This window comes from Pseudomonas sp. GD03944, assembly GCF_029839275.1.
Classification (GTDB): Bacteria; Pseudomonadota; Gammaproteobacteria; order Pseudomonadales; family Pseudomonadaceae; genus Aquipseudomonas.
Genome location: NZ_JAOCAH010000015.1, coordinates 1 through 25056, shown reverse-complemented (window position 1 = coordinate 25056; position 25056 = coordinate 1). Strand labels below are relative to the sequence as shown.

Here is a 25056-nt window from a genome sequence, read left to right as displayed (position 1 = left end):
CGCATTCGCGTTCCATCCGAAAAGGGTTCTATGATGCCAGGCGTTCGCCGTCTGACAGAGAAAAGGCCCATGGATCGTCTGTCCACCTTGTTTTCGCAGTTCGCTGTTCGGGCGCGCCTGTCTTACAACGGTAAGCTCTGCGGAACTGCGATATACGACGGCGCCGATCAGCGGGGCCATCTCCATCTGCTGCGAGCCGGCACCATGACCGTGGTGAGCCCCGACCGCACGCGCCTGGAACTGACGCGCCCAAGCCTGATCTTCCTGCCACGACCGCATCGACACCAGCTGTTGGCAGACGAGTCGCTAGGTGCGGAGCTGCTGTGCGCTGCCATGGAGTTCGAAGGAGGCATCGACAACCCGCTATCTGCATCGTTGCCCGACTTCATGGTGCTGCCGCTGGATGAGCTGCCGATGCTGGCCGACACACTGATGTGGATGTTCAGGGAGGCCGCCGCAGACCACTGCGGCAGGGACGCGGCTCTGGATCGGTTGTTCGAGCTGTTGATCATTCAGTTGTTCCGGCACCTGCTCGACCACCAGCAGCTGCGAACCGGAACGATGGCCGGATTGGCCGACTCGCGGCTGGCGCGCTCGCTGGTACAGATGCACAAGGCGCCACAGCGGGCCTGGTCGGTAGCGGAGCTGGCGAGCGAATCGAACATGTCCCGCGCCGCCTATGCCGTGAATTTCCGCGCGGTGGTCGGGCAGACGCCTGCCGAGTACCTGCTGAGCTGGCGTATCAGCCTTGCGCAGAAGCGACTGCGCGAAGCGAGGCCGATTGCCCTTATTGCCGCTGAAATCGGCTATGACAGCCCATCGGCGCTTGCCCGTGCCTTTCGCCGCAAAACCGGTTACAGCCCCCGGGAGTGGCTGAAGGACTGGCAGGATCGGTGCCAGCGTGCATCCGACATACGCCAACCTGACTTAGCCGTAGCGGAGGGGAAGGGGGCCTGAAGACACAGCCTCAGGCGTTCCCTGCAAGACCTGCACTGATCAGCCTCTTTCCAGTGCAGCCAGCGAATGGCCGGCCACGAAAACCGACGCGGCAAGCAGCCCGATGTCCTTCAGCAGGAACTGACCAGGCATGACCGAGATGCCGGGAAAACCGAGGCTCGGTTCAATCACGCCAGGCGTCGAGACCAAGAAACTCAGGGTCGTGAAGAACAAACCCGCCGACAACGCGCCACCGATCAATGAGAGCGTGGGTGACACCAGGCGACCTGCAATCAATACGCCCACCGAGATTTCCAGGACGCCAAGCAAATTGGAAAAGGTCTCGACGCTGAAAAACAGATACAGCCAGCCGAGCAACGGACTGTTGCTCACCAGCGGCACCAGTCCCTGAGCCTCGTAGTTGGTAAATTTCATGCCGCCGAACCAAAAATAGATAATCACCAGCGCGGCATAGATACCGTAGGTGCCGGCTGCAGAGACATGGCTACTCAACGCTAATCGCTTGGGAAAACTGTCGGATCGGGTGTCCAGGATTTTCATGAGAAAGGCTCCAGAGATCGAGAGAGAAACATGGCCCGGCAGCGCGCCGGACAGCTCAAGGCATTACGGCTCGTGACCCAACGTGGTGTCGGTGGCGAGTGATGAAATTGTTGCCGTTGCGTTCGTGCTCGAGGCGGCTGGACGTATTGGGTTCAATGCAGATCGTCTTGTTTCATTTGTTGAACGCTGCAGACAGCTTGTGCAAAGTGCCGGACGTTGGCAGTCCGGCTGGCAGTTGAGGCAAATCGGGGAAGCGTCCGTGACGGGAGGCCCAAAGCGGCATCCGGGACTTATCGGCGCGCCGGTGGCGGCGCTGATGAAATCGACTCTGACTGCCCAGGTGCAATCCTTGCAGTTCGCATAATGTATATTATGTTAAATCACATATACGAAATGCCTGGCCGCATTAATCACGATCCAAGGCTCAAGGCGTTTCCACCCGATCCTTCTGCTCCACCGCTGCCGATACATTTCCTGGCTCCTGTTCCACCCATTGCCAGAACAGCATGTAGCCCACCGCCAGGATCACCGGTCCGACGAACAGGCCGATGATGCCGCCGGTGACCATGCCACCCAGTGCGCCGATCAGCACCACCGGCATGGGCACGGCGACGCCTCTGCCCAACAGCAACGGCTTGAGGATGTTGTCGGACATGCCGGCAACGAAGCTGTAGATCGCGAACACGATCGTCGCCGCCGAGGCGCCGTCGGTGGCGAAAACATAGCCGATCACCGGCAGCGTGATCAGCACCACCGGCAATTGCATGATGCCCAGCAACAGCACCAACAGGGCCAGCAACCCGGCTCCTGGAATGCCCATCACCACGAAGCCGACGCCCACCAGCAGCATCTGGATGAACGCGATACCGACCACGCCCTGGGCCACGGCGCGGATGGTCGCGGTGCACAGCCGTGCGATCTGCGGCCCACGGTCCGGACCGGAAATGCGCGAGGCGATCTGCAGCGCACTGCGTTCGCCGTTTTCACCGTACGCCATGAACACGCCGGCGAGCATCAGTGCGGCGAGAAACAGGAAGAACCCGCCGCCAACGCCTGCCACCGTGCTCAACAGGTCCAGGCCGACGCCTTGCAGGTGGGGCATCAGGGTCTTGAGCAGGCTGGTCAGGTCCACCGAGGCCTGTTGCCAGAAGGTGAACAGCGGCTGGCCGATCAGGGGCCAGCCGAGCACCGATTCATTGGGCGGCGGAATGTGCCAGGTGCCCTGCTTCACCATGTCCAGCGCGCTGTGGGCGGACTGCACCATGGACACGCCGAGAAAGTAGACCGGCACGATCAGCAACAGCAGCGACACCAGGACGATCAGCGTCGCCACCACGCCATCGCGGCCCAGGGTCGTCCTGAGCCGGCAGTGCAAGGGATAGAAGGTCACGCCCAGTATCAGGCCCCACAGCATCAGGCTGAGGAACGGCTTGAAGACCTCGTAGCAGGTGATGACCAGAAAGGCGATCAGCCCCGCGCGGATCAGGACATCCAGCAGGCTGCGGGAGGAATACCGGTCCTGGGGCACTGGCTGCATGTTCGCCCTCCTCTCTATAGGCCCACGATGCGGGCAACGCGTGCCCCGCTTCCCTGCTCGCCTTCCGCTCAATGGAACGGGAAGATGTAGTTCATCCAGGCCGCCATGCGCAGCAGGATCTTGCGCATGATCGCGACGTGGTGGAAATGCTCGGAATACAGCGCTGCCTGGCCGTAGGCGCCGCCCGGCATCTGTTCGCGGTACTGGGCGAAATCCGGGTCGGTCACTTCCAGGACCACCGGCACGCGCCCGGGCGGCGGCGAGCCGGTAAAGCCGATCAGGTGGCCGCTGGGTTGCACCTGGCCCTCGGCGATCACCGGCATGACCATCTTCACGCGGGCGGCAAACACCTCACCGGGAATGCCGTCGAAGGCGATTTCCGCCTCGTCGCCCAGGGTCAGGCGCAGCTGGCTGTTCTGCCGCATCCAGGCGACGTAGGAGTAGTCTTCGTGAGGGATGAAAATCATCGCCGGGCGCAACGGCATCTTCACCGCATAGATGCCCGGACGCAGCGACACCTGGGTCACGTAGCCTTTCGACGGCGCCCGCACCGTGGTGTTGTCCAGCTCGAACTGGGCGATGTTGAGCTGCGCCTGCAGGTCTTCGACCCGCGCGGCGGTGATGTCCACGTCGCGCCGGTTGCCGACGTTACGCCGTGCCAGCTCACTGGCCCGCGACAGGTCGGCCCGGGCGGAAACCAGCTGGGCACGGATGGATTTGACCCGGTTCTCGAAGGGCGTCGGGTCGATGCGGAACAGCACGTCGCCCTTCTCCATCAGCCGGTTGCCCTGCGCCGGCACCTCAATCACCTGGCCGCTGACCGCCGGCACGATGGGTGTGCTGACGAAGTAGCTGCGCTACACCTCGGAATACGGGTGGTTGTAGTTCATCAGGAAGATCAGCGAACCGATCAGGACGATGCCCCCGAGCACGGCGGTCGGCACCGTCCATTTGTTCAGCGGAATGCGGAAGATCTTGAAGATGGCCACGCAGATGGCGGTGTAGGTCAGGATGAGCAACAGGTCCATGGCTCACCCCTCCTGCCGCGGCAGTTCGATGGGCGTTTCAGGAGGCGTCTCGGGGCGGGCCTCCAGGGCGGCGAGGCGCTCCTGCAGGACGTGAATCTGTCCCTCGAGTTCCTGTAGCCGCGTGTCCTCCACGGGCGCCTCGCCTGGGGCGAACCCCCAGCCGCGGTCCTTGCGGTAGAGCGTTGCCCAGATCCACAGAAACGGCCAGATGGCGTGCAGGGTGAACAGGCTGACCCAGCCCGCGACATGAATGGCGTCCTGCTGCGGGTGCTGGCGGTGGACGGCGATTTCATAGGGAATGTCGTGAATGGCGATGACGCCGTAGAACAGCACGATGCCAACGAAAATCAGAATTCCGAGCGCAACGTAGTCGAGCATTCCAGGCCTCCATGGCGCGTGCATGCTTCAAGCAACGTAGCAGCGCCGTTGAAAACCTGCCATGTGCGTACGTCGGCATGGGTAAAACCGCGTGCCGACCGACCGAAGCCCGCGAAAGTACTGGCCTGGAACCGTTAACGCCGCAGCCCGGGTTCCACGGTCGATACCTGGCTAACGCTGACGATCTGGCCATTCCAGATCATCTCGTAATGGGCGGTCTGGATGATCGAGGTCACGGGGCGCGGCGTCATCAGCGCCCAGCACAGGTTGCCCGGCGAGCGAACCGAGTGGTAGCGCAGGCCGGGGCAACCGCCCCGCCGCGCTTCACGGCCGACCTGGCGGGCATGGGTGTAGTCGTCCGGGTCGTAGATGGGATCGCTCAGGGGGATGGCGGTGAGGTCTTTCATGCCGGCCTGGCTGAAACGGCAGCCGAGTCCCTTGAAGACGAAACGCTCGTAGGCAAGCCCTGGCACATTCGCCCAATAGAGGCCCTGGTGGTGCCGGACCTCGGCGACCGCCGTGTCCATGTTGTCGGCCAGATAGAGCACCCCGTAACTGCCATCACCAAAGCGTGACCCCATGGGATGGACATGGGTAAAGGGTGCGGTCGCATAGGAGCACCCCGGAATGCCGAAGGGAATCTCTTCCCGGGCGATCAGCTCCAGGCGGCCGATCTCGTTCAGCAACCGCGGATTGGTCAGCTCCTGCAGGTGGTACAGGGCCTCGAAGTCATCGGCATCGGCCACGTCATCGAACAGCTCGATCGGCGGAAACTTGGAATTGACCAGGCGATACGCCTGCAGGCTCTCGCCCTCCAGGGTGGCAAGACCGCCGAGCGTTACCACTGCGCCCCTCGCAAGGCGTCGATGCGCCGATAGGTCTCGTACAGGGAAATCATGTCGCCCTGGGCCATGATGTCGAGCGGCGCCCGGCCGTTGAAGAACTCGTTGTGGTTCTCCATCCGGGCGAAGCCGTAGACGTTCTCCGGGTTGTCGAAAATCAGGCGAAGTGCGGCATGGGTGTTGAGCACCAGGCTGACCCGCTGCAGTTGATCGGCATCCAGCGTGACGGACCAGGCCGAACCCTGTTGCCGGGCCCGGGTGTAGGTGCTGCGGGAAATACGCAGGATCCGGCCCGCCTGATCGGCAGACGCGCCCCACTTTTCCAGGATATTCAGGGCAGCACGAAGGCCTGCAACGCACTGCTCTTTGGAAAACTGCTGGGCCTGCACGGCAACGGCGGTCATGACATGCACCTTGATAGTGAATCTACAGAATCAAATTTAGACGTATTGCATCTATAGATCAAATTCGATACAGCGCCCAAGCACGTTGTACAGGGCTGCCAAGGCGTCCCACGCAGCACTCTTTCGCCGAAAAAACCGCGCCCTTTCATCCCCCCTTCCGGATTTGGCTGAACTGTTTCGCCGCACATCCCTCAATCACAGTATTCAGTGCTGACTGCATGTCGCGTGCAGCATCGGCTCCCGTCTACACGATCGAGGGAGAAACGCATGAGTAGCCACGTCATCCATTTCACCGCCCCCATCAACTCGGCCTCCTGTGGAAAGCTGATCGACTACTGCTCCCAGGCCGTCCAGCAAGGGGCCGAGGAGCTGGTGATCAAGATCGCCACCATGGGCGGCGAATGCAGCTACGGGTTCTCCCTGTACAACTTCATCGCGTCATTGCCGATCCCGGTGCACACCCACAACCTCGGCACCGTGGAATCCATGGGCAATATCATCTTCCTGGCGGGCAGCCGCCGCAGCGCCTGCGAGCACAGCAAGTTCCTGTTCCACCCCTTCCACTGGCACCTCAACGGCTCCGTGGACCACGCGCGCATGCTCGAATACGCCATGAGCCTGGATTACGACCTGCATCTGTATGCGCGCATCGTCGCCGAACGCACCGCCAACGCGACCGAACCCCTGGATGTCCTGGAGTACCTGAAGGCCTCGCCGCGCATTCTCGATGCTCAGGAGGCGCTGATGACCGGGCTGGTCCATGAAGTCGTCAGCCTGGACGTGAACCCGGGAGCGGTCACCTGGTGCGTCCACACGTGACAGGCCGCGCCGGCTCAGCGCCTGGCCGTGACGCCCGGCGTCTCGTCGCGCTCGAGAAAGGCCTGGGTCAACGCGGGCAACTGCGCCAGCAGCCAGTCGGCCATGGCCATTTCCTGAACCAGGATGTCTTCGCACGCGCGCTGGGTTTCCACATCATTGGAACTCCCGGCCGCCGCGATCAGCGCCGTGTAGGCGGCAATTTCCATGTGGGCGAACGCATACGAACCCACCGCGCCCTTGAGCACCTCGTCATGCGCCAGCCGGACGCCCAGGGCCTGGGCGAAGGCCATCAGCCTGCCACCAGCGTCCTTGAGGGCCGAGGGTTCGGTGCCGAAGCGCTGCAGGGTGGATTCCAGAAGGCGTTGCTGATCCCGGGTTCGGGCCAGATGCCGTTCGATACCTGTACACAGGTCTGGATAGTGCTCCAGACGCGAAAGCTGGACGCTCAACAGGTGCTCGGCCTGCCGTTCCATGGCATGGGCGTCGCGCAGCCAGTCCAGCAGGTGACGGGTTCTCTCGGTCATGGCCATTCCTCCGTTATAAACGTAGGAAATTCATTCACTTGAGGGGTTCATATTTATTTTCGTCAATAAAACACATGACCATTCGTCACAATTAAGGTTATTTCACGCCCCTCTCCCACAAAAAAGGTTTAGTATTCAAGACGCAACGTCGCAAAGCAGATTTTCCCCGCTTCGCTATTCCTTCCGCTCTCTACAAAAATCTCGCCATTCGCAAAATAGCTGTACACGTCCTGTACGCAGCAAACACGCGGTTCATATATATATCTACAACTTAATATCACCGTAATTATTTTTAATACCGCTCATCCATTTGCGCTCCGCTTTCCAGATATCTCGCTAAGGTACAAAGGTACTGTTAATAGGAGGTATCATGGAACTTGACCTGAACAGAGTCATGAATGACTTATCCGATTACGGAGTCAACATGTCTCGGCGGCCGGACGGAAGTGTGCTGCTTACTGTTGCGCATGGTGGTAATCACCTGCAACGCGTGGTCGATCAGAGTTACACCACGGATGAAATCATCCGTATGGTGAAATTCGATTTATTGGCCGAAGCAGAAAACACCCCGTTGAGCGAAGCCGTTCAATACAGTTGCAACATCAACCTGCCCACCTACACCCACGCACCTATTTGCCGCACCCGCAGCGCCAGTCTGTGGCAAACCCGCAAAATCAAAGACCTATAAAAGCGCTGCGCACCACCGTTAAGAATCTGCCGATCAAGCTGAACACCTGTGCCAGGACGGGCAGACTACTCGAGGTGTCACGTGGATATTAATCGGAAAACCAGGCTTGCCAGGGCTTACGCGCTTTGTGAGTGGCCCTGCCTGATTGGCGTAGTGTGCGCAATCATGCTGCTGTTATGGCAAAGTGCTTTTACTTCTCCCACCCACGCATCCATCGACCTCCCCTCGCTGTATGGGCATCAGCGCTCGTTGCAGGACGTCGACTCCAATTGCCGTCAGGTCCAGTACCAGCCGGCAGCGAAAGACGATTGCACGACCGACTGCGCCCGCGAGAATTTGAGCACCGCTTCCGCGCTGGAAGAGCCGGATTTCGGCTGGTCGATCCTGACCTGCTCGGAAGCCGACCGCTACCACAACCAGCCGATAGCAGATGGCTCGCTAAAGAACCTGGTCATCGAGGTCATCAAGACCAATCGCGCGTTCTGACCCTTCCCCACAGCGGCTGGCGCTCGCGCCAGTAGCTGCCTGCTGCAGCGCCCAGCCTAGCGCCGTTATATCCAATCCTCCGCCCCGTTCAATATCGTTTTGATATCAATCAATACCTGAAAAAACCTGAATTTTGGTAACTTCCGCTAATGCGAGTGGTCTTATTTTGGGAGAGTGGCCCGATTTATGCGGACACTTCATGCATATCCCTGGAACTTCAAGACAACAGCAAGCAGCGCTCCATTTACTTGTGCCTGATATCCACTTTATCGAGAGGCTCTCACACACTGGTAATAAGGAACTTCCTATATGACTGATACAACCATCGAGGAAAACACCCCACAAGAAGCAACACACATCGCGACGCCCCACAAGAATTGGCGCGAATTGCGCAAACGCAACCTGATCCTGACCTGTCTGCCCAAGGGTCGCTACCAGAACGTCCTGGAGCTGGCCTGCAGTACCGGCATGCTCAGTGCGAAGCTGGCGGATCGGGCCCACCAGTTGGCGTGCTGCGACAGCTCGGAAAACGCCCTCAATTCCGCCATTCGACGCATGGGCAGGCACCAGCATGTACGCTTCCTGCAGCGGCGGATTCCCGAGCAATGGCCGGAGGGTCGTTACGACCTGATCGTCATCAACGACCTGGCCAAGCGCCTGACGCCCGTGGAGCTTGCGGACACCACCATCCGCATTCGCGACGCCCTGGCCCCGGCCGGCTCGGTGCTCGCCTGCCATTGGCGCACCCCGCGCGAGGCACACGAACACCACACCGCCGACCAGGTGCACGAGACGCTGAACAAACACCTGGGTGACCGCACGCTGCACCATGTAGAGCCCGACATCCTGCTCGACATCTGGCAAGCGGACCCCGCTTGATCGCGCACAGGCGAACAAAAAAGCCGAACTTCCCCCTCCCCGGCATTTCGTAACTGATAAGGGGCCAGGCCCCACACCGCTTACGGTTCACCCGCTACGGGGCAGGCATCCGCCTTGCCCCGCACGTTCAAGGAGGTCAACGCCATGGCAGACCCGGTCATGTATTTCTGGATTGCCGTTGCAGGGCTTATCGTTCTGGTGAATCTCTGGGCCATCATCAGCGTCTTTCGCAGCGACAGCTCGGTGGGCACCAAGACCCTCTGGGCGCTGGGCATCTGGATATTCCCGATTCTCGGCCTGATCTTCTGGGGCATCGCCGGCCCTCGGGGCCACGGCAGCGGCCCCACGTCCTCGGAACACAGCAAGTGAACCCGGTGCCGGCCACCGCACCCTGACGATGACGCCTAGGCGTCGGATGCCGCGGGGATGATGGAAATCTTGCCATTGCGTTCGACGATCGCGTACTTGATCTGATCGAGCCGTTCCAGGCCATGCTTCTCCCGGGCGGATTCCATCACGTCGTCCAGCCGCAGCCGGGCTTCCTTCAGCCGGCTCTCCAGCGGCACCCCCTGCTCCACCACGATCAGCGGCGCCCCCTCCAGCCACAGGTCGGCCTTCGGCCAGCGCCGCTTGACCATCGTCAGCGCTACGTCGATCGCCACCAGGGTGGAGACAACCAGGATCGAATTGGTCAGCGAAAAATCCTCGCCCAGCAGCGCCTGTTGCGAGGCTTCGCCGATGATCAGCAACAGCACGAAATCGAACAGTGTCAGCTCCGACAGGGACTGTCGCCCCGCCACCTTGAATATCAGCAACAGGGCAACGTAGAGCACAGCCGCACGCAATACCGCATCCATGACGTGATCCTCAGGGGTAGATAAAGTGCTGAAGGTCCAAGGCCTCGCCATTGGCGACCACCCGGAATCGGTACAGGCCCACGGCATCGCTGCGGAACGAGACATGCACGCGGGCCACGCCCTCGGCGTCCGGCTCGAAGCGCAGCGCCACGCCGGAATGGGCATGGCTGGCGCTGCCCAGGGGTTCCGGCACTACCGACTCGATACGCCCGCTGTCCAGCAACTCGCCCTCGAACTGCACGCCCGCCTCGCCGCCGTCACGGCTGCGCACGGTCACCACCAGGGTGGTGGTCGCACCGTTGCGCAGGAACCGCTGGTAATCCACCTGCAGGTCACCGGAGGCCGTTCGCTGCTGCACCTGGCTAAGCGGCCCGCCGGAAAACAGGCCCAGCAGGCACAGGATGATGAGCAGCAACAGGACGAAGAAACCGATGCGCTCGAGACGCCACTGCTGCGCCTGGAGGCGCACGTTTTCCTTGACCGGCGTCTGCCGATCGATCGCCTCTTCGGGGTCGAGAGAAATCCTCATGCCGCCCTACCTCCGCCGGTTTCTTTTATGGAAGTGGCGGCCAGCGAGAAAGTTCATGCAATCGCTGCTGGCGCGCCGGGGACAAACCGGACGGATGATCGCCGCCGGGTCTCCGCTCCCTGGAGCCCGGTATGAGAAATGGGTTGAACTGTTCAGCGCGGCCGGCAGCCCTACCTGAACCACCCACGCGATGAGGAATGCCAGCATGAGCCCCGCAGAACGCCGCCCCGATGACGACCCGGAAATCGACGACCCGGGCAACGAAGACCCCGGCTCCCAGATGGAGCGCCTGGGTACCCTGAGCGAAGGTGTCGACAACGGCACCACCCACGACCACGAACCGCCGCCCCGCGAACGCTAGACAGGGCCAGGACGCGGCACCCCAGCTGATGGGGTGCCGCGCCGACCTCAGGCGGGGATCTGCGCCGCCCGCGCTTCCCGCGCCCAGATGCGGTGCTGTTTGAGCGCCGCTTCCAGCCGCGTGAACAGCGGGTCGATGGCATCGCCGCTCAGCAGACCGTCATCCTCTTGCAGTCCCAGGGTACTGGCCAGGCTGGCCGCCTCCCCGGCCAGGGCAATCGGCTTGAGGTGCTTGTACGCCTCCAGCAGGTAATGCGCCGCCGTGCCGTCCCGGGCCAGGGCCTGGGCCACGCCGGTGCCACCGGGCACGACGACCGCATCCACGGTAATCGACGGGTCACCAGCAAAGGTCCCGCTGGGCTGCAGGCTCTTGCCTTCTGCACTGTTCAGCGGTGCCAGGGACGGTCCCAACAACTTGGCCACGGCCCCTGCCGCCTTGAGCGCCTTGAGCAGCGCCATCACGTCGTCGGCCCTGCAGCCTGCCGCGAGCAATACCGCCACGCGACGCCCCTTGATATCACCCGGCAGCAGGTTGAGCTGACTGAGGGCAGCCGAGGTCGCGGTGGACTGGCCTGGCGCCGTGGCGGTTGGCGCGGGCAACGCAATGCCCAGGTTCTCGGCTACGCGGCTGGCCAGCACCGGGTCGATGTTCAGCAGGATCTCCTTCACCTGGCGCTCGCGGATGAACGCGCGGTCCACCTTCGACAGCTCGAAGCTGTAGGCCGCGATGATGTGCTCCTGCTCCGGCGGGCTCATGCTCCGCCAGAACAGGGTGGCCTGGGAGAAGTGATCGGCGAAGCTGGCGGAGCGCACACGTACCTTGTTGCCCAGCATCGGCTCGGGGTACGAGCTGAACCCGCCCTGGCGCGGGCCCGGCGGCGTTTCGCGGGGCCAGTTGCCGTCGATCGAGTTCGGTTCGTAGGACGCCCGGCCGCGGTTGATCTGCTGACGGTGCGGGGCATCACGCTGGTTGTTGTGGAACGGACAGAGCGGGCGGTTGATCGGCAACTCGTTGAAATTCGGCCCACCGAGGCGCAGCAGCTGGGTGTCGGTGTAGGAAAACAGGCGCCCTTGCAGCAGCGGGTCGTTGCTGAAATCGATACCGGGCACCACGTTGCCGACGTGAAAGGCGGCCTGCTCCACTTCCGCGAAGAAATTGTCCGGGTTGCGGTCGAGCACCATGCGCCCCACCACCCGCACCGGCACCAGCTCCTCGGGCACCAGCTTGGTCGGGTCGAGCAGGTCGAAGTCGAACCGATCCTGGTCTGCCTCCTCGATCACCTGCACGCCCAGTTCCCATTCCGGGTAGAGCCCGTTCTCGATGTCTTCCCACAGGCCGCGGCGGTGAAAGTCCGCGTCCTTGCCGGCCAACTTTTGCGCCTCGTCCCAGACCAGCGAGCAAACCCCCGCCTTCGGCCGCCAATGAAACTTCACCAGGCGGCTCTCGCCATTGCCATTGACCAGTCGGAAGCTGTGTACGCCGAAGCCCTGCATCGCCCGGTAGGCCACCGGGATGGCCCGGTCGGACATGGTCCACAGCACCATGTGCGCCGATTCCGGGGTCAACGAAACGAAATCCCAGAAGGTGTCGTGGGCCGAGGCCCCGGTAGGGATCTCATTGTGCGGCTCGGGTTTCACCGCGTGGACGAAATCGGGAAACTTGATCGCGTCCTGAATGAAGAACACCGGCATATTGTTGCCAACCAGGTCGAAATTGCCTTCATCGGTGTAGAACTTGACCGCAAATCCGCGCACGTCACGCACCGTGTCGGCGGAGCCTCGCGGCCCCTGCACCGTGGAAAAGCGCACGAACACCGGGGTGCGTTTTCCCACTTCGCGGAGGAACGAGGCCTTGGTCAGGTCCTCCAGGGCATCGGTCACTTCGAAATAGCCATGGGCGGCGGCGCCCCGCGCATGCACCACCCGCTCGGGAATGCGCTCATGGTCAAAATGCATGATCTTCTCACGCATGATGAAGTCTTCGAGCAGCGTCGGGCCGCGCTCGCCGGCGCGCAGACTGTTCTGGTTGTCGGCGATGCGCGTGCCGGTGTTGGTGGTCAGGGCTTCGCCGGTCGCGTCTTCACGGAAGGCATCCAGCTGATCGAGCTTGGCGTTGCGGTTGCCGCGGTCGAGGGTATCGGTACCGGCCAGCTCGCTGCTGGCCTTGTCATTCTTCGGATCGTTCATCGGGCTGCTCCCTGGCTTGTCGTTGAGGGATGTGCGCCGTGGCGCATTGCAGCGTTGGAGGCAGCGCAACGGCAGCAAGTTCGAACAGAATTTCCCGGCAATCCGCCAGCACAGCGGTACGATTTTTCCCTGAACTTAGCCCGTCGAGGCCCCTTCTACCGCAGGGCACACCCCCCACAAGGAGTTGACCATGCACACCACCTACACATACCCCTCCCTCATCGCCTTCGCGTTCGCCGCGCTGTGTTCCGCCAGTGCGCTGCAGGCCGCCGAACGGGCGGACACCCAGCCCGTGAGCGCCGAAGACTTCGTCGAAGAAGCCTCGGCCAAGGGCATCGCGGAAATCGAAGTCGGCAAGCTGGCGCTGGAGAAGGCCACCTCCCAGGAGGTCAAGGACTTCGCCCAGACCATGATCGACGACCACACCCAGGCCAACCAAAAACTGGGCACCCTGGCCACCCAGAAGGAACTGGCGGTGTCCGATGACGCCGAGCTGATCAACCAGGCCAAGGCCATGGTCCTGAAAATGCGCGGCGAAGCCTCGTTCGACAAGGCCTACATGAACAACCAGGTGATGGCGCACCAGCAGACCATCGCCCTGTTCGAGCGGGCCAGCCAGTCGAAGGACAACGAAATCGCCGCGTTCGCCAAGGAGACGCTGCCCAAGCTCAAGCACCACCTGCAGATGGCCGAGGAGATCAACGGCAACCTGCCCGAGCAATAAACACCCAACGCAGCCGCCCCGAGCAGATCGGGGCGGCCGCGTGACGGTACGTAAGGAAGAACCGGCCTGACGCTCAGACCGAGCGCAAGCGTTCGTAGTAATACGGCAATTGCAGCAGCGCGTAGCGCGCGGCGGCCTGGCGCACCTCGTTGCGCTCGCCCTCGAACTGCATGGTTTCGCTGATCACCCCTTCGTGCTCCTGCAGGCGAAAGGCGCAGGCGAAGCATTGCACCCCGTCCATGGGCCCATCGGCCTCGGCCAGCCCGGTGTTCGCCAGCGCGATGTCGGCACGGCTGCGTTTCAGCGCGCCGATGGCCATTTCCCGGGTCACCTCCTCGCTGGTCAGGCCAAAGCGCTCGATGGTCTCGAAACTGACGCCCAGGCAACGGTTCTTCGCCTCGGGCGAATACACCAGAAAACCGCAGTCCAGCACCGAGCCGCTGCCGGGGACCTCCGCCACCAGCGAGGCGATCAGCCCGGCGGTGCAGGACTCGGCCGTACACAGGGTCAGGTTGTACTTGCTGAGGAAATTCACGACCTGTTCAACGCTTTGCATGGAGCGGGACCTCGTGCAGTGGATACATCTGCCCAGTGGAATGGTCGGCAGGCTGCAAAGTTCACCCTTTTGCGCGCCGGTGCGGCTGCAAAAAAAGTCGAAACTTTCCTTCTGACCTCCCAGTCATCACAAGAGTATGGGGATCGGTTAGCGCGCAGACCGTCAATCCAGCCGGACACGCCGGTAGGACCGTTTCCCCCGCCCTGCAGATCGGCCCGTTGGCCAGACAGATCATCGGATGAGTGGAGAGAGACAATGGGAAACGCAGCTGTAACTGCACGAATCGATTCGCAGGCCTTGGTCCCGACCCCCATCGAGCCGCCCGTGTACGTGAAGGGCCTGACACCCCAGAAGAAACGGATCCTGTTCGTCACCTCCGAATTCGCCGACCTGATCAAGGTCGGTGGCCTGGGCGACGTGTCGGCGGCCCTGCCCCGCGCCCTGCTCGCGGAGCATGACATCCGGGTGCTGATCCCGGGCTACCGGCAGATCGTCGAAAGCGGCCGGCCGATCCGCATCGTCGGCCAGGTGGACGGCCTCGCCGCCCTGCCCGCCTGCAAGATCGGCCGCATCGACCTGGCCGATGGCCTGATCGTCTACGTGCTGCTCAATCCCGACCTGTACGACCGCGACGGCACGCCCTACGGCGACCGCCAGGGCCGCGACTGGGCGGACAACCACATCCGCTTCGCCCGCCTGGGCCTGGCCGCCGCCGATATCGCCATGGGCCGTGCCGGCATCCGCTGGAACCCGCAACTGGTGCACGCCAACGACTGGCCGGCAGCCCTGGCCCCGGCCTACATGGCCTGGCGCAACGTCAAGCGCCCGACCCTGCTGACCATCCACAACCTGGCCTACCAAGGCGTGTGCGACCTGCAGTGCAGCACCGAGCTGGGCATCCCGCCAGAGGCCTGCGGCATCGACGGCGTGGAGTTCTACGGGCGCCTGTCGTTCCTCAAGGCCGGTATCGCCTACGCCAGCCACGTCACCACCGTCAGCCGCAACTATGCCCGGGAAATCACTACCCCCAGCTTCGGCTGCGGCCTGGACGGCATGCTGCGGGCCAAGGTCGCGGTCGGCCAGCTGAGCGGCATCGCCAACGGCATCGATGAAAGCTGGGAGCCCACCAGCGACCCGCACCTGGTGCAGGGCTTCGACGTCTGCCAGTGGGAAGGCAAGCAGGCCAACACCGCCTACGTCGAGCAACTGCTGGGCCTGGAGTCGGACGGCCCGCTGTTCGCCGTGGTGTCGCGCCTGGTCCAGCAAAAGGGCATCGACCTGACCCTCGGCGTGGCCGGGCAGATCGTCGCCAATGGCGGCCGCCTGGCAGTGATCGGCCGCGGCGAGCCGGAGCTTGAAGCGGCCATGGCCGAGCTGGCCGTGCGCCATCCGGGGCGCATCGGCGTGCACATCGGTTTCAACGAGACCGATGCCCGGCGCATCTACGCCGGCAGCGACTTCCTGCTGATGCCGTCGCGCTTCGAACCCTGCGGCCTCAGCCAGATGTACGCCCAGCGCTTCGGCTCGCTGCCGATCGCCCGGCGCACCGGTGGCCTGGCCGACACCATCGAGGATGGCGTCACCGGGTTCCTGTTCGACGAGGCCACCCTGGACAGCTACCAGGTGGCGATCCACCGGGCATTCCAGGTGTACCAATACCCCGAACTGCTGAACGCCATGCGCTGCCGGGCCATGCACGCCCCGCTGTACTGGCGCCAGTCGGTCAAACCCTACGCTCACCTCTACCAGCAGCTGCTGGGCGTGTCCCAGGTCGCGGCGGAACGACGTTGATGTACCGTCACGGCGCCCGGCGTCTGGACGGCACACAGACACGCTTCGCCCTATGGGCGCCCACCTGCGACAGCGTGGCCGTGGAGCTGCAGGATGGCAGCCGTCACCCGCTGGCGGCGCAAGAAGATGGCTGGTACGCCCTGGACCTCGCCTGCCCGGCCGAGACCCGCTACCGCTTCGTGATCGACGATCACCTGCGGGTGCCCGACCCGGCCTCGCGGCGCCAGGTGGCCGACGTGCACGGTTTCAGCCAGGTGGTGGACCACGCCGCCTATGCCTGGCAACACACCGACTGGAACGGCCGCCCCTGGCACGAAACGGTGGTCTACGAGCTGCACGTCGGCCTGTTCGGCGGTTTCCAGCAGATCGAGGCGCACCTGCCGCACCTGGTCGAACTGGGCGTCACCGCCCTGCAGCTGATGCCCCTGGGGGCCTTTCCCGGCGAGCGCAACTGGGGCTATGACGGGGTGCTGCCGTTCGCCCCGGCATCCGCCTATGGCACCCCGGAGCAGCTCAAGCACCTGATCGACTGCGCCCATGGCCACGGCCTGATGGTGTTTCTCGACGTGGTCTACAACCACTTCGGCCCCGACGGTAACTACCTGGGCGTGTACGCCAACCGCTTTTTCCGCGAGGACCGCATGACCCCCTGGGGCGCGGCCATCGACTTCCGCGAGCAGGCCGTCCAGGACTTCTTCTGCGAAAACGCCCTGATGTGGCTGCTGGACTACCGCATCGACGGCCTGCGCCTGGACGCGGTGCACGCCATCGGCGACGACGCCTTCCTGGCCCAGTTGGCCGCCCGGGTGCGCCGGGCAGTGCCGGCCCCGCGCCAGGTCCACCTGGTGCTGGAGAACGAACACAACAACGCCACCCTGCTGACCCGGGGCTTCGATGCCCAGTGGAACGACGACGGCCACAACAGCCTGCACGTGCTGCTGACCGGCGAGCACGAGGGCTACTACGCCGACTACGCCAGCGAGCCGACCCACAAGCTCGCCACCTGCCTGGAGCAGGGCTTCGTCTACCAGGGCCAGCTCACCCGCCACGGCCAGCCCCGGGGCGAGCCCAGCGGCCACCTGCCGGCCAGCGCCTTCGTGCTGTTCCTGCAGAACCATGACCAGGTGGGCAACCGGGCCTTCGGCGAGCGCCTGATCGCCATCGCCGACACCGACGCCCTGAAGGCCGCCACCGCGCTGCTGTTGCTCTCGCCCATGGTGCCGCTGCTGTTCATGGGCGAGGAATGGGGCTCGACCCAGCCCTTCCTGTTCTTCACCGACTACCACGATGACCTGGCCAGCGCGGTGCGCGAGGGCCGGCGCAGCGAATTCGCCGAGTTCTCGCGCTTCAGCGACCCGGAAATCCGCCAGCGCATCCCCGACCCCAACGCCCTGGACACCTTCACCCGTTCCCAGCCCGACCTCGCCCCCGCCAGCCGCTTCCGGCAACAGGAATGGCTGGCGCTCTACCGGGAGCTGCTGCACCTGCGCCACAGCCGCCTGGGTGCCGGCCTCGACCAGGCCCGCAGCCTCGGTGCCGAGGTGCTGGGCCAGGGGGCGGTCAGTGCGCGCTGGCGCCTGGGCGACGGGCGGGCCCTGCGCATCGACCTGAACCTGGGGCTGATCACGGTCCAGGCGCCTGCCCCGGCAGCGAACGCCGAACGCCTGCACGCCCACCGCGTCAACCTCGACGAATTCCACCAGGGCCTGCTGCCACCGCGCAGCGCCCAGGTCACCCTGGAGCCCGCTGCATGAGCGATACCCTGCTGTCCGAACTGGCGCTGGCCGCCAACCTGTGTGTCGACTGGACGGACGCCAACGGCCGTCCCCAGTACGTCAGCCCCGAGGCCCAGCGCAGCCTGCTCGAAGCCCTCGGCTACCCGGCCCAGAGCCCGGAGCAGATGCGCGCCAGCCTGTCCGCCCTGACCCAGCAACGCAACGAGACCCCAGCCGATGCCCTGCTGATCCAGGACCTTGGCCAGCCCCTGCCGATCGCCGACTGCTCGGCCGGCAGCGCCTACCAGGTCACCGATGAACGGGGCGAAGCGCGTTCCGGCCGCCTCGATGGCCATGCCCGCCTGCCCGCCCTGGACGGCATCGGCTACTACCAGCTGGAAATCGGCGATCGCCAGTACCGGGTGGCCGTGGCACCCTCGGCCTGTCCCTCGGTGGAAGAGCTGTGCGGCAAACGCCGGGTGTGGGGCCTGACCACTCAGCTCTACGGCCTGCGCCGCCCCGACGACGGCGGTCTGGGCGACACCCGCGCCCTGGCCGAACTGGCGCGTCACGCGGCCAACCTGGGGGCCGACGCCCTGTCCCTGAGCCCGATGCACGCGCTGTTCAGCGCCCTGCATGACCACTACAGCCCCTATTCGCCGTCCAGCCGGCTGTTCTTCAACGTGCTGCACGCCGCCCCGGCCAGCCTGCTAGGTGCCGAGCGCCTGCAGCGGGCCATTTCCGATTGCGGCGTGCAGGCCGAGCTGGCGCGCCTGGAAGGCCTGGAGCTGGTCGACTGGCCGGCGGTGGCCACGGTACGCCAGCGCCTGCTGCGCCAGCTGTACGCCAACTTCGTCGCCGCCCCTGGCGACCTGCTGGCCAGCTTCGAGGCATTCTGCGCCGCCGGTGGCGATGCCCTGACCCAGCACTGCCGCTTCGAAGCCCTGCACGAACACCGGGTGCAGAACGGTGACTCCGGCGACTGGCGGCAATGGCCGGAACACTTCCGCAACCCGAACCAGCCGGCCGTGGCGCGTTTCGCCGAAGAGCATGCCGAATGCGTGCGCTTCCACGCCTTCTGCCAGTGGCTGGTGGCCCACGGCCTGGAAACTGCCCAGACCGCCGCCACTGGTGCTGGGATGGGCATCGGCCTGATCGCCGACCTGGCGGTGGGCTCGGACTGCGCCGGCAGCCAGGCCTGGTCGCGCCAGGAAGAACTGCTGCCGGCAGTCACCGTGGGCGCGCCGCCGGACATCCTCAACCGCAACGGGCAGAACTGGGGCGTGTCGGCGTTCTCCCCGACCGGCCTGCGCCAGCACGGCTACCGCGCCTACATCGAGATGCTGCAGGCTAACCTGGCCCATGCCGGCGGCATCCGCATCGACCACGTGATGGGCCTGCAGCGCCTGTGGGTGATTCCCCAGGGCGGCGAGCCCCATGACGGCGCCTACCTGCGCTACCCGCTGGACGACCTGCTGCGCCTGCTGGCCCTGGAATCGCACCGGCACCGGGCGCTGGTGATCGGCGAAGACCTCGGCACCGTGCCCGAGGGGCTGCGCGAGGAGCTGGCGCGGCGCAACGTGCTCGGCACCCGGGTGCTGCTGTTCGAGCAGCACGACGGCCGCTTCATCGCCCCGCAACGCTGGCCCCGGGACGCCCTGGCGACCACCACCACCCATGACCTGCCCAGCCTGCGGGGCTGGTTCGCCGGCCACGACATCGACTGGCGGGTGCGTGCCGGGCACGTCCAGGCCGAGCACCTGGAGACCGACCGCGAGGAACGCCGCCGCGAACGCACGGCCCTGGTCAGCGCCCTGGTGGAGCACGACCAGCTGCAGGGCGCCCCGGACGACATCGAGGCCTGCGTGCAGGGCTGCATCGGCTACATCGGCAGCACCCCGGCGCCCCTGGCCCTGCTGCCCCTGGAAGACGCCTGCGGCGCCGACCAGCAGCCCAACCTCCCCGGGCCGGGCACCGAGCACCCGAACTGGCGCCGGCGCTACGCGCTGCCGGTGCGCGAACTGCTGGAACAGCCCCTGACCCGCCAGCGCCTGGAGCGCCTGGCCACTGCACGTCGCGAGGCCGAGCATGACTGAGTTGCGCGGCACGCTTCGCCTGCAGTTCCACAAGGGCTTCACCCTGGAGGACGCCCTGCCCCTGGTGCCCTACTTCGAGCGCCTGGGCATCAGCCACGTCTACGCCTCGCCGCTGCTGACCGCCCGCCCCGGCTCGATGCACGGCTACGACGTCACCGACCCCAGCCGGATCAACCCGGAACTGGGCGGCGAACCGGCGCTGCTGGCGTTCGTGGAAGCGCTGCATGAGCGGGGCGTCGGCCTGATCCTGGACATCGTGTCCAACCACATGGCGGTGGGTGGCGACGCCAACCCCTGGTGGCTGGACGTGCTGGAATGGGGCCGGCACAGCCCCTTCGCCGGCTTCTTCGACATCCAGTGGCATTCCCACGACCCGCTGCTCGAAGGCCAGCTGCTGGTGCCCTTCCTGCGCAGCGACTACGGCGAGGCGCTGCGCAGCGGCACCCTGACCCTGCACTTCGACCCGAAGCTCGGCACCTTCCATGCCCAGCATTTCGAGCACCGCCTGCCGATCACCCCGCCCACCTACGGCGAACTTCTCGCCGGCAGCCACAGCGGCCTGTCCGACCTCGGCCAGCGCTTCGCCCGCCTCGGCCACGGCCCCCAGGCCCGGCAGAGCGCCAAGGCCCTGTGCGAGGTGCTGGCGCAGTGGGCAACCGACCCGGAACACCGGGCGCTGATCGACGCGCGGCTGGCCACCTACCAGGGCGGCGACGAACAGAGCCAGCAGCGCCTGCACCGCCTGCTGGAGCGCCAGCACTACCGGGTGGCCAGTTGGCGCACCGCGGCCGACGACATCAACTGGCGGCGCTTCTTCGACATCAACGAACTCGGTGGCCTGCGCGTGGAGCGCCCAGAGGTGTTCGAGGCGACCCACGCGAAGATTTTCGAACTGATCGAACGCGGCCTGGTGGACGGCCTGCGCATCGACCACGTGGACGGCCTGGCCAACCCCCGCGCCTATTGCAACCGCCTGCGCCGGCGCATCCAGCGCCTGCGCCCCGGCACGCCGTTCCCGATCTACGTCGAGAAGATCCTCGGCCACGGCGAGCAACTGCCCCTGGACTGGGCGGTGGACGGCACCACCGGCTACGAATTCATGAACCAGGTGTCGCTGCTGCAGCACGACCCCCGCGGCGAACAGCCGCTGCGCGAGCTGTGGCAGACCCTCAGCGGGCGCACCGACGTGTTCGAGGAGGAAGTGCTGGAAGCCCGGCGCCTGGTGCTGACCAGCGGCCTGGCCGGCGACCTGGAGGAAGTGGCCCAGCGCCTGCTGCAGGTGGCGCGCAACGACATCGCCACCCGAGACCTGACCCTGGGCTCGATCCGCCGCGGGCTGCTGGAGCTGGTGGTGCACTTCCCGGTGTACCGCACCTACGCCCAGGGCGGGGGCCGCTCGGCCCAGGACCGGCGCTTCTTCCAGCAGGCCCTGGACGGCGCCCGCGGCACCCTGGCCGATGCCGACCAGCCGGTGCTGGAGCACCTCGACCGCTGGCTCGGTGGCGAGCCGCTGTGCAGCCTGCCGCCCGGCCGGCCACGGCGCCTGCGGGCGCAGGTGCTGACGCGCTTCCAGCAACTGACCTCGCCGGTGGCGGCCAAGGCCGTGGAAGACACCGCCTTCTACCGCTCCGGGGTGCTGCTGTCGCGCTACGACGTGGGCTTCGACGCCGAGCACTTCAGCCGCCCGCCCGAGCACTTCCACCGCTGCTGCGAGGAACGGGCCGCGCACCACCCGCTCAGCCTGCTGGGCACCGCGACCCACGACCACAAGCGCGGCGAAGACAGCCGCACGCGCCTGGCGGTGCTCAGCGAGCGGGCACCCTGGTACGCCGAACGGGTGCGCCAGTGGGTCGAGCGATCACAGCCCCTGCGCGACACCGAGGACGCCCCCAGCCTCGGCGAAGAGCTGATCCTCTACCAGGCCCTGCTGGGCAGCTGGCCCCTCGATCTGACGGCCGACGATAAACCCGGCCTGCAGGCCTACCTGGAACGCCTGCACACCTGGCAGCGCAAGGCCCTGCGCGAGGCCAAGCTGAGCACCGCCTGGAGCGCGCCGAACGACGCCCACGAAGCGGCCGGCGCGGCCTTCCTCGAGCGCCTGCTGACCGCTCCCGAAGGCCGTGAGCTGCGCCAGGCGCTGGTCGACACGGTGAACGCCATCGCCCCGGCCGGTGCCCTCAACAGCCTGGTGCAATGCCTGCTGCGCCTGACCGCGCCGGGCGTGCCGGACCTGTACCAGGGCTGCGACTACTGGGACTTCAGCCTGGTGGACCCGGACAACCGGCGCCCGGTGGACTTCATCGCCCGCGAACGCTCCCTGGCCCTGCAGGACACGCCGGCCGAGCTGCTGGAGCAGTGGCGCGACGGCCGGGTCAAGCAATGGCTGATCCAGCGCCTGCTGCGTCTGCGCCGCGACCGCGCCCGGCTGTTCAGCCACGGCGACTACCAGCCGATCCAGGTCGAGGGCGAGCACGCCGAGCGTGTGCTGGCGTTCGTCCGCAGCCAGGGCGAGCAGCACGTGCTGGTGGTGGCGCCGCGCCTGGCCGCCGGGCTGCTGGAAGGCTGCAGGGTGCCGCAGGTGCCGGCGCAGCGCTGGGGCGACACCCGCCTGGTGCTGCCGCCGGCGCTGTCGGTGCTGCCGCTGACCGGCCTGCTCTCGCCATGCCAGACCAGCAGTGCCCACGTCCTGCCGGTGGCCGGTCTGCTCGCCGACTTCCCGGTCAATGTCCTCTGTTTCAGCACCGCTTCCCTACCGGCTTCCCCCGCCGCTTTCACAGGAGTCACGCCATGAGCATCGATGAACAACGCGTCCGCGAATTCGCCTTCCAGATCTGGGAGTCCGAAGGCAAGCCTTCCGGCCAGGCGGAGCGCCATTGGGAGATGGCCTGCAAGCTGGCCGAAGCCGAGGCCGCCGGCGAGGTGCAACCGGAACCGGTGCCCAAGCCCAAGCGCATCAGCAAGCCCAAGACCGTGCCGCTGACCGAGCCCGAGCAGCCCGCGCTGCTGAAGAAACCCCGGGCGCCGCGCAGCACCGCGCCCAAGACCCCGAAACTCTGAGGAGCCATCATGAGCACTGCGCGCAACCGTCAGCATTCCCGGGTGACCGAGGGCAATCCGTTCCCGCTGGGCGCTACCTGGGACGGTCTAGGAGTCAATTTCGCGCTGTTCTCGGCACACGCCACCCGGGTCGAACTGTGTCTGTTCGACGACCAGGGCAAACACGAAATCGAGCGCATCGAACTGCCCGAGTACACCGATGAAATCTGGCACGGCTACCTGCCCGACGCCCGCCCCGGGCAGGTCTACGGCTACCGGGTGTACGGGCCGTACGAGCCGGAAGCCGGACACCGCTTCAATCACAACAAACTGCTGATCGACCCCTACGCCAAGCAACTGGTGGGCAAGCTGGAGTGGTCCGAGGCGCTGTTCGGCTACACCATCGGCCACGAGGATGGCGACCTCAGTTTCGACGAGCGCGACAGCGCCGCCTTCGTGCCCAAGAGCAAGGTCATCGACCCGGCCTTCACCTGGGGCGAGCAGCCGGCGCCGCGCATCCCCTGGGACAGCACGGTGATCTACGAGGCCCACCTGCGGGGCCTGAGCATGCGCCACCCGGCGGTGCCCGATGCCCAGCGCGGCACCTGCGCGGCCCTGACCAACCCGCAGCTGCTGCGCTACATCCGCTCGCTGGGGGTGTCCAGCCTGGAGCTGCTGCCGATCCATGCCTTCGTCAACGACCAGCACCTGCTGGAAAAGGGCATGAACAACTACTGGGGCTACAACAGCATCGGCTTCTTCGCCCCCCACCCGGCGTACCTGGCCAGCGGCAAGATCAGCGAATTCAAGGAAATGGTCGCGCACCTGCACGACGCCGGCCTGGAGCTGATCCTCGACGTGGTCTACAACCACACCGCCGAGGGCAACGAACGCGGCCCGACCCTGTCCATGCGCGGCATCGACAACGCCAGCTACTACCGCCTGATGCCGGACGACCGCCGCTATTACATCAACGACTCCGGCACCGGCAACACCCTGGACCTGTCGCACCCCTGCGTGCTGCAGATGGTCACCGACTCGCTGCGCTACTGGGCCAGCGAAATGCGCGTGGACGGCTTCCGCTTCGACCTGGCGTCGATCCTCGGCCGTCACCCCCACGGCTTCGACGAACGCCACGGGTTCCTCGTGGCCTGTCGCCAGGACCCGGTGCTGAGCAAGGTCAAGCTGATCGCCGAACCCTGGGACTGCGGCCCCGGCGGCTACCAGGTCGGCGGCTTCCCGCCGGGCTGGGCCGAGTGGAACGACAAGTTCCGCGACAACGTGCGCGCCTTCTGGAAAGGCGACGAAGGCGAGCTGGCGGAACTGGCCAGCCGCCTCACTGCCTCGGGCGACCTGTACAACCAGCGCGGCCGGCGGCCGTTCGCCTCGGTCAATTTCATCACCGCCCACGACGGCTTCACCCTGCGCGACGCGGTGTCCTACGACCACAAGCACAACGAGGCCAACGACGAGAACAACCAGGACGGCACCGACCACAACATTTCCTGGAATCACGGCTGCGAAGGCCCCAGCGACGACCCGGCGATCCGCCAGCTGCGCATGCAGCAGATGCGCAACCTGCTGGCCACCCTGCTGTTCGCCCAGGGCACGCCGATGCTGCTGGCCGGCGACGAGTTCGGCCGCACCCAGCACGGCAACAACAACGCCTACTGCCAGGACAACGAACTGAGCTGGCTGGACTGGGACATCGACGAGGAAGGCAACGCGCTGCTGACCTTCTGCCAGCGAGCGATCGCCCTGCGCCGGCGCTACCCGATCCTGCGCCGGCGGCGCTTCCTGGTGGGGCACTACAACGAGGAGCTGGGGGTCAAGGACGTCACCTGGCTGGCCCCCGACGGCGAGGAAATGACCGAGGCCCACTGGCACGACAACGAAGCGCGCTGCATGGGCATGCTGATGGACGGCCGCGCCCAGCCCACCGGGGTCAAGCGCAGCGGCGCCGACGCCACTCTGTTGCTGCTGCTCAACGCGCACCACGACAGCCGCACCTTCCAGCTACCGGAGGTGGCCGGCGGCAAGCGCTGGATCTGCCTGATCGACACCCACGAAACGGCCGCCGACGCCCCGCATCCGCTGCACAGCGATGCCCTGGAGCTGCACGG

General features: G+C 65.4%; 24 protein-coding genes and 1 pseudogene. 14 read left to right on the top strand and 11 right to left on the bottom strand.

The genetic code is table 11. From position 1 onward, the window contains the following. Positions 1-69 precede the first annotated feature (69 nt). Positions 70-957 carry an AraC family transcriptional regulator gene (locus N5C28_RS19940; protein ID WP_279824979.1) on the top strand — a complete coding sequence of 296 codons (888 nt, stop codon included), beginning with the start codon at positions 70-72 and terminating at the stop codon, positions 955-957. A 39-nt stretch (positions 958-996) separates the two neighbouring features. On the opposite strand, the gene N5C28_RS19935 is transcribed toward N5C28_RS19940, so the two are convergent. The 6 genes and pseudogenes from N5C28_RS19935 to N5C28_RS19910 form a co-directional block, all read right to left on the bottom strand. Further along, complete coding sequence (locus N5C28_RS19935; RefSeq protein ID WP_279824977.1) at positions 997-1497, bottom strand: DUF417 family protein; 501 nt, start codon at positions 1495-1497, stop codon at positions 997-999. Between the two features lie 424 nt (positions 1498-1921). Continuing rightward, complete coding sequence (locus N5C28_RS19930) at positions 1922-3034, bottom strand: AI-2E family transporter (protein WP_279824975.1); 1113 nt, start codon at positions 3032-3034, stop codon at positions 1922-1924. A 68-nt stretch (positions 3035-3102) separates the two neighbouring features. Continuing rightward, positions 3103-4062 (bottom strand): annotated as a pseudogene (locus tag N5C28_RS19925) (biotin/lipoyl-binding protein). Between the two features lie 3 nt (positions 4063-4065). Continuing rightward, complete coding sequence (locus N5C28_RS19920) at positions 4066-4440, bottom strand: DUF3302 domain-containing protein (RefSeq protein ID WP_279824973.1); 375 nt, start codon at positions 4438-4440, stop codon at positions 4066-4068. A 134-nt stretch (positions 4441-4574) separates the two neighbouring features. Continuing rightward, positions 4575-5285: an RES family NAD+ phosphorylase gene (locus tag N5C28_RS19915; RefSeq protein ID WP_279824972.1), complete on the bottom strand. Its 711-nt coding sequence runs from the start codon at positions 5283-5285 to the stop codon at positions 4575-4577. Then, on the bottom strand, positions 5279-5686 hold the full coding sequence (locus tag N5C28_RS19910; protein WP_279824970.1) for an antitoxin Xre-like helix-turn-helix domain-containing protein: 408 nt from the start codon (positions 5684-5686) through the stop codon (positions 5279-5281). The genes N5C28_RS19915 and N5C28_RS19910 overlap by 7 nt, the downstream gene beginning before the upstream one ends. A gap of 267 nt (positions 5687-5953) precedes the next feature. Here N5C28_RS19910 and N5C28_RS19905 point away from each other — a divergent pair, with 267 nt between their 5' ends. Further along, entirely contained in the window at positions 5954-6505 is a 552-nt protein-coding gene (locus N5C28_RS19905) for an ATP-dependent Clp protease proteolytic subunit (protein WP_279824969.1), read from the top strand. A gap of 14 nt (positions 6506-6519) precedes the next feature. On the opposite strand, the gene N5C28_RS19900 is transcribed toward N5C28_RS19905, so the two are convergent. Beyond that, positions 6520-7029, bottom strand: coding sequence for a DUF892 family protein (locus N5C28_RS19900; protein WP_279824967.1), 510 nt, complete (start codon positions 7027-7029; stop codon positions 6520-6522). Between the two features lie 370 nt (positions 7030-7399). Here N5C28_RS19900 and N5C28_RS19895 point away from each other — a divergent pair, with 370 nt between their 5' ends. The 4 genes from N5C28_RS19895 (at position 7400) to N5C28_RS19880 (ending at position 9451) form a co-directional block, all read left to right on the top strand. Further along, positions 7400-7717 carry a hypothetical protein gene (locus N5C28_RS19895; RefSeq protein ID WP_279824966.1) on the top strand — a complete coding sequence of 106 codons (318 nt, stop codon included), beginning with the start codon at positions 7400-7402 and terminating at the stop codon, positions 7715-7717. A 165-nt stretch (positions 7718-7882) separates the two neighbouring features. After that, positions 7883-8203, top strand: coding sequence for a hypothetical protein (locus N5C28_RS19890; RefSeq protein ID WP_279824964.1), 321 nt, complete (start codon positions 7883-7885; stop codon positions 8201-8203). Between the two features lie 309 nt (positions 8204-8512). Then, positions 8513-9082: a class I SAM-dependent methyltransferase gene (locus tag N5C28_RS19885; protein ID WP_279824963.1), complete on the top strand. Its 570-nt coding sequence runs from the start codon at positions 8513-8515 to the stop codon at positions 9080-9082. Positions 9083-9226: 144 nt separating this feature from the next. Then, positions 9227-9451: a PLD nuclease N-terminal domain-containing protein gene (locus tag N5C28_RS19880; protein ID WP_279824962.1), complete on the top strand. Its 225-nt coding sequence runs from the start codon at positions 9227-9229 to the stop codon at positions 9449-9451. 35 nt (positions 9452-9486) lie between these two features. Here the strand turns inward: N5C28_RS19880 and N5C28_RS19875 are convergent, their stop codons facing one another. Together N5C28_RS19875 and N5C28_RS19870 are read right to left on the bottom strand one after the other, a co-directional pair. Beyond that, positions 9487-9939: a YetF domain-containing protein gene (locus N5C28_RS19875; protein ID WP_279824961.1), complete on the bottom strand. Its 453-nt coding sequence runs from the start codon at positions 9937-9939 to the stop codon at positions 9487-9489. Positions 9940-9949: 10 nt separating this feature from the next. Continuing rightward, positions 9950-10468: a hypothetical protein gene (locus tag N5C28_RS19870; RefSeq protein WP_279824960.1), complete on the bottom strand. Its 519-nt coding sequence runs from the start codon at positions 10466-10468 to the stop codon at positions 9950-9952. 205 nt (positions 10469-10673) lie between these two features. On the opposite strand from N5C28_RS19870, the gene N5C28_RS19865 reads away from it, so the two are divergent. Next, a complete protein-coding gene (locus N5C28_RS19865) occupies positions 10674-10829 on the top strand; it encodes a hypothetical protein (RefSeq protein ID WP_279824959.1) in 156 nt (51 codons plus the stop codon). Positions 10830-10876: 47 nt separating this feature from the next. Here N5C28_RS19865 and katE read toward each other — a convergent pair whose 3' ends face one another. Next, the gene (katE, locus tag N5C28_RS19860; RefSeq protein WP_279824958.1) at positions 10877-13084 is read right to left on the bottom strand and encodes a catalase HPII; all 2208 of its coding nucleotides are present in this window, start codon (positions 13082-13084) and stop codon (positions 10877-10879) included. 121 nt (positions 13085-13205) lie between these two features. Between katE and N5C28_RS19855 the strand changes: the two genes are divergently transcribed. Beyond that, positions 13206-13739, top strand: coding sequence for a DUF4142 domain-containing protein (locus N5C28_RS19855; RefSeq protein ID WP_279824957.1), 534 nt, complete (start codon positions 13206-13208; stop codon positions 13737-13739). A gap of 73 nt (positions 13740-13812) precedes the next feature. Here N5C28_RS19855 and N5C28_RS19850 read toward each other — a convergent pair whose 3' ends face one another. After that, a complete protein-coding gene (locus N5C28_RS19850; RefSeq protein ID WP_279824956.1) occupies positions 13813-14295 on the bottom strand; it encodes a CinA family protein in 483 nt (160 codons plus the stop codon). A gap of 255 nt (positions 14296-14550) precedes the next feature. Between N5C28_RS19850 and glgA the strand changes: the two genes are divergently transcribed. The 6 genes from glgA to glgX form a co-directional block, all read left to right on the top strand. Then, a complete protein-coding gene (gene glgA, locus N5C28_RS19845) occupies positions 14551-16086 on the top strand; it encodes a glycogen synthase GlgA (RefSeq protein WP_279824955.1) in 1536 nt (511 codons plus the stop codon). Further along, positions 16086-17840, top strand: coding sequence for a malto-oligosyltrehalose trehalohydrolase (treZ, locus tag N5C28_RS19840; RefSeq protein WP_279824954.1), 1755 nt, complete (start codon positions 16086-16088; stop codon positions 17838-17840). Before glgA ends, treZ begins: the two co-directional genes overlap by 1 nt. Continuing rightward, complete coding sequence (gene malQ / locus N5C28_RS19835; RefSeq protein ID WP_279824953.1) at positions 17837-19897, top strand: 4-alpha-glucanotransferase; 2061 nt, start codon at positions 17837-17839, stop codon at positions 19895-19897. The genes treZ and malQ overlap by 4 nt, the downstream gene beginning before the upstream one ends. Continuing rightward, positions 19890-22688: a malto-oligosyltrehalose synthase gene (locus N5C28_RS19830; RefSeq protein WP_279824952.1), complete on the top strand. Its 2799-nt coding sequence runs from the start codon at positions 19890-19892 to the stop codon at positions 22686-22688. The genes malQ and N5C28_RS19830 overlap by 8 nt, the downstream gene beginning before the upstream one ends. Beyond that, the gene (locus tag N5C28_RS19825) at positions 22685-22954 is read left to right on the top strand and encodes a DUF2934 domain-containing protein (protein WP_279824951.1); all 270 of its coding nucleotides are present in this window, start codon (positions 22685-22687) and stop codon (positions 22952-22954) included. Before N5C28_RS19830 ends, N5C28_RS19825 begins: the two co-directional genes overlap by 4 nt. A 9-nt stretch (positions 22955-22963) precedes the next feature. Then, positions 22964-25056, top strand: a 2093-nt coding sequence (gene glgX / locus N5C28_RS19820) for a glycogen debranching protein GlgX (RefSeq protein WP_279824949.1), incomplete at its 3' end; no start/stop codon positions are given.

What these genes read in the sequence shown, in the direction of transcription:
- N5C28_RS19940 (WP_279824979.1), top strand. Translation starts at nt 70, where the DNA reads ATGGATCGTCTGTCCACCTTGTTTTCGCAGTTCGCTGTTCGGGCGCGC.
- N5C28_RS19935 (WP_279824977.1), bottom strand. Translation starts at nt 1,497, where the DNA reads ATGAAAATCCTGGACACCCGATCCGACAGTTTTCCCAAGCGATTAGCG.
- N5C28_RS19930 (WP_279824975.1), bottom strand. Translation starts at nt 3,034, where the DNA reads ATGCAGCCAGTGCCCCAGGACCGGTATTCCTCCCGCAGCCTGCTGGAT.
- N5C28_RS19920 (WP_279824973.1), bottom strand. Translation starts at nt 4,440, where the DNA reads ATGCTCGACTACGTTGCGCTCGGAATTCTGATTTTCGTTGGCATCGTG.
- N5C28_RS19910 (WP_279824970.1), bottom strand. Translation starts at nt 5,686, where the DNA reads ATGACCGCCGTTGCCGTGCAGGCCCAGCAGTTTTCCAAAGAGCAGTGC.
- N5C28_RS19905 (WP_279824969.1), top strand. Translation starts at nt 5,954, where the DNA reads ATGAGTAGCCACGTCATCCATTTCACCGCCCCCATCAACTCGGCCTCC.
- N5C28_RS19900 (WP_279824967.1), bottom strand. Translation starts at nt 7,029, where the DNA reads ATGACCGAGAGAACCCGTCACCTGCTGGACTGGCTGCGCGACGCCCAT.
- N5C28_RS19895 (WP_279824966.1), top strand. Translation starts at nt 7,400, where the DNA reads ATGGAACTTGACCTGAACAGAGTCATGAATGACTTATCCGATTACGGA.
- N5C28_RS19890 (WP_279824964.1), top strand. Translation starts at nt 7,883, where the DNA reads ATGCTGCTGTTATGGCAAAGTGCTTTTACTTCTCCCACCCACGCATCC.
- N5C28_RS19885 (WP_279824963.1), top strand. Translation starts at nt 8,513, where the DNA reads ATGACTGATACAACCATCGAGGAAAACACCCCACAAGAAGCAACACAC.
- N5C28_RS19880 (WP_279824962.1), top strand. Translation starts at nt 9,227, where the DNA reads ATGGCAGACCCGGTCATGTATTTCTGGATTGCCGTTGCAGGGCTTATC.
- N5C28_RS19875 (WP_279824961.1), bottom strand. Translation starts at nt 9,939, where the DNA reads ATGGATGCGGTATTGCGTGCGGCTGTGCTCTACGTTGCCCTGTTGCTG.
- N5C28_RS19870 (WP_279824960.1), bottom strand. Translation starts at nt 10,468, where the DNA reads ATGAGGATTTCTCTCGACCCCGAAGAGGCGATCGATCGGCAGACGCCG.
- N5C28_RS19865 (WP_279824959.1), top strand. Translation starts at nt 10,674, where the DNA reads ATGAGCCCCGCAGAACGCCGCCCCGATGACGACCCGGAAATCGACGAC.
- N5C28_RS19855 (WP_279824957.1), top strand. Translation starts at nt 13,206, where the DNA reads ATGCACACCACCTACACATACCCCTCCCTCATCGCCTTCGCGTTCGCC.
- N5C28_RS19850 (WP_279824956.1), bottom strand. Translation starts at nt 14,295, where the DNA reads ATGCAAAGCGTTGAACAGGTCGTGAATTTCCTCAGCAAGTACAACCTG.
- glgA (WP_279824955.1), top strand. Translation starts at nt 14,551, where the DNA reads ATGGGAAACGCAGCTGTAACTGCACGAATCGATTCGCAGGCCTTGGTC.
- treZ (WP_279824954.1), top strand. Translation starts at nt 16,086, where the DNA reads ATGTACCGTCACGGCGCCCGGCGTCTGGACGGCACACAGACACGCTTC.
- malQ (WP_279824953.1), top strand. Translation starts at nt 17,837, where the DNA reads ATGAGCGATACCCTGCTGTCCGAACTGGCGCTGGCCGCCAACCTGTGT.
- N5C28_RS19830 (WP_279824952.1), top strand. Translation starts at nt 19,890, where the DNA reads ATGACTGAGTTGCGCGGCACGCTTCGCCTGCAGTTCCACAAGGGCTTC.
- N5C28_RS19825 (WP_279824951.1), top strand. Translation starts at nt 22,685, where the DNA reads ATGAGCATCGATGAACAACGCGTCCGCGAATTCGCCTTCCAGATCTGG.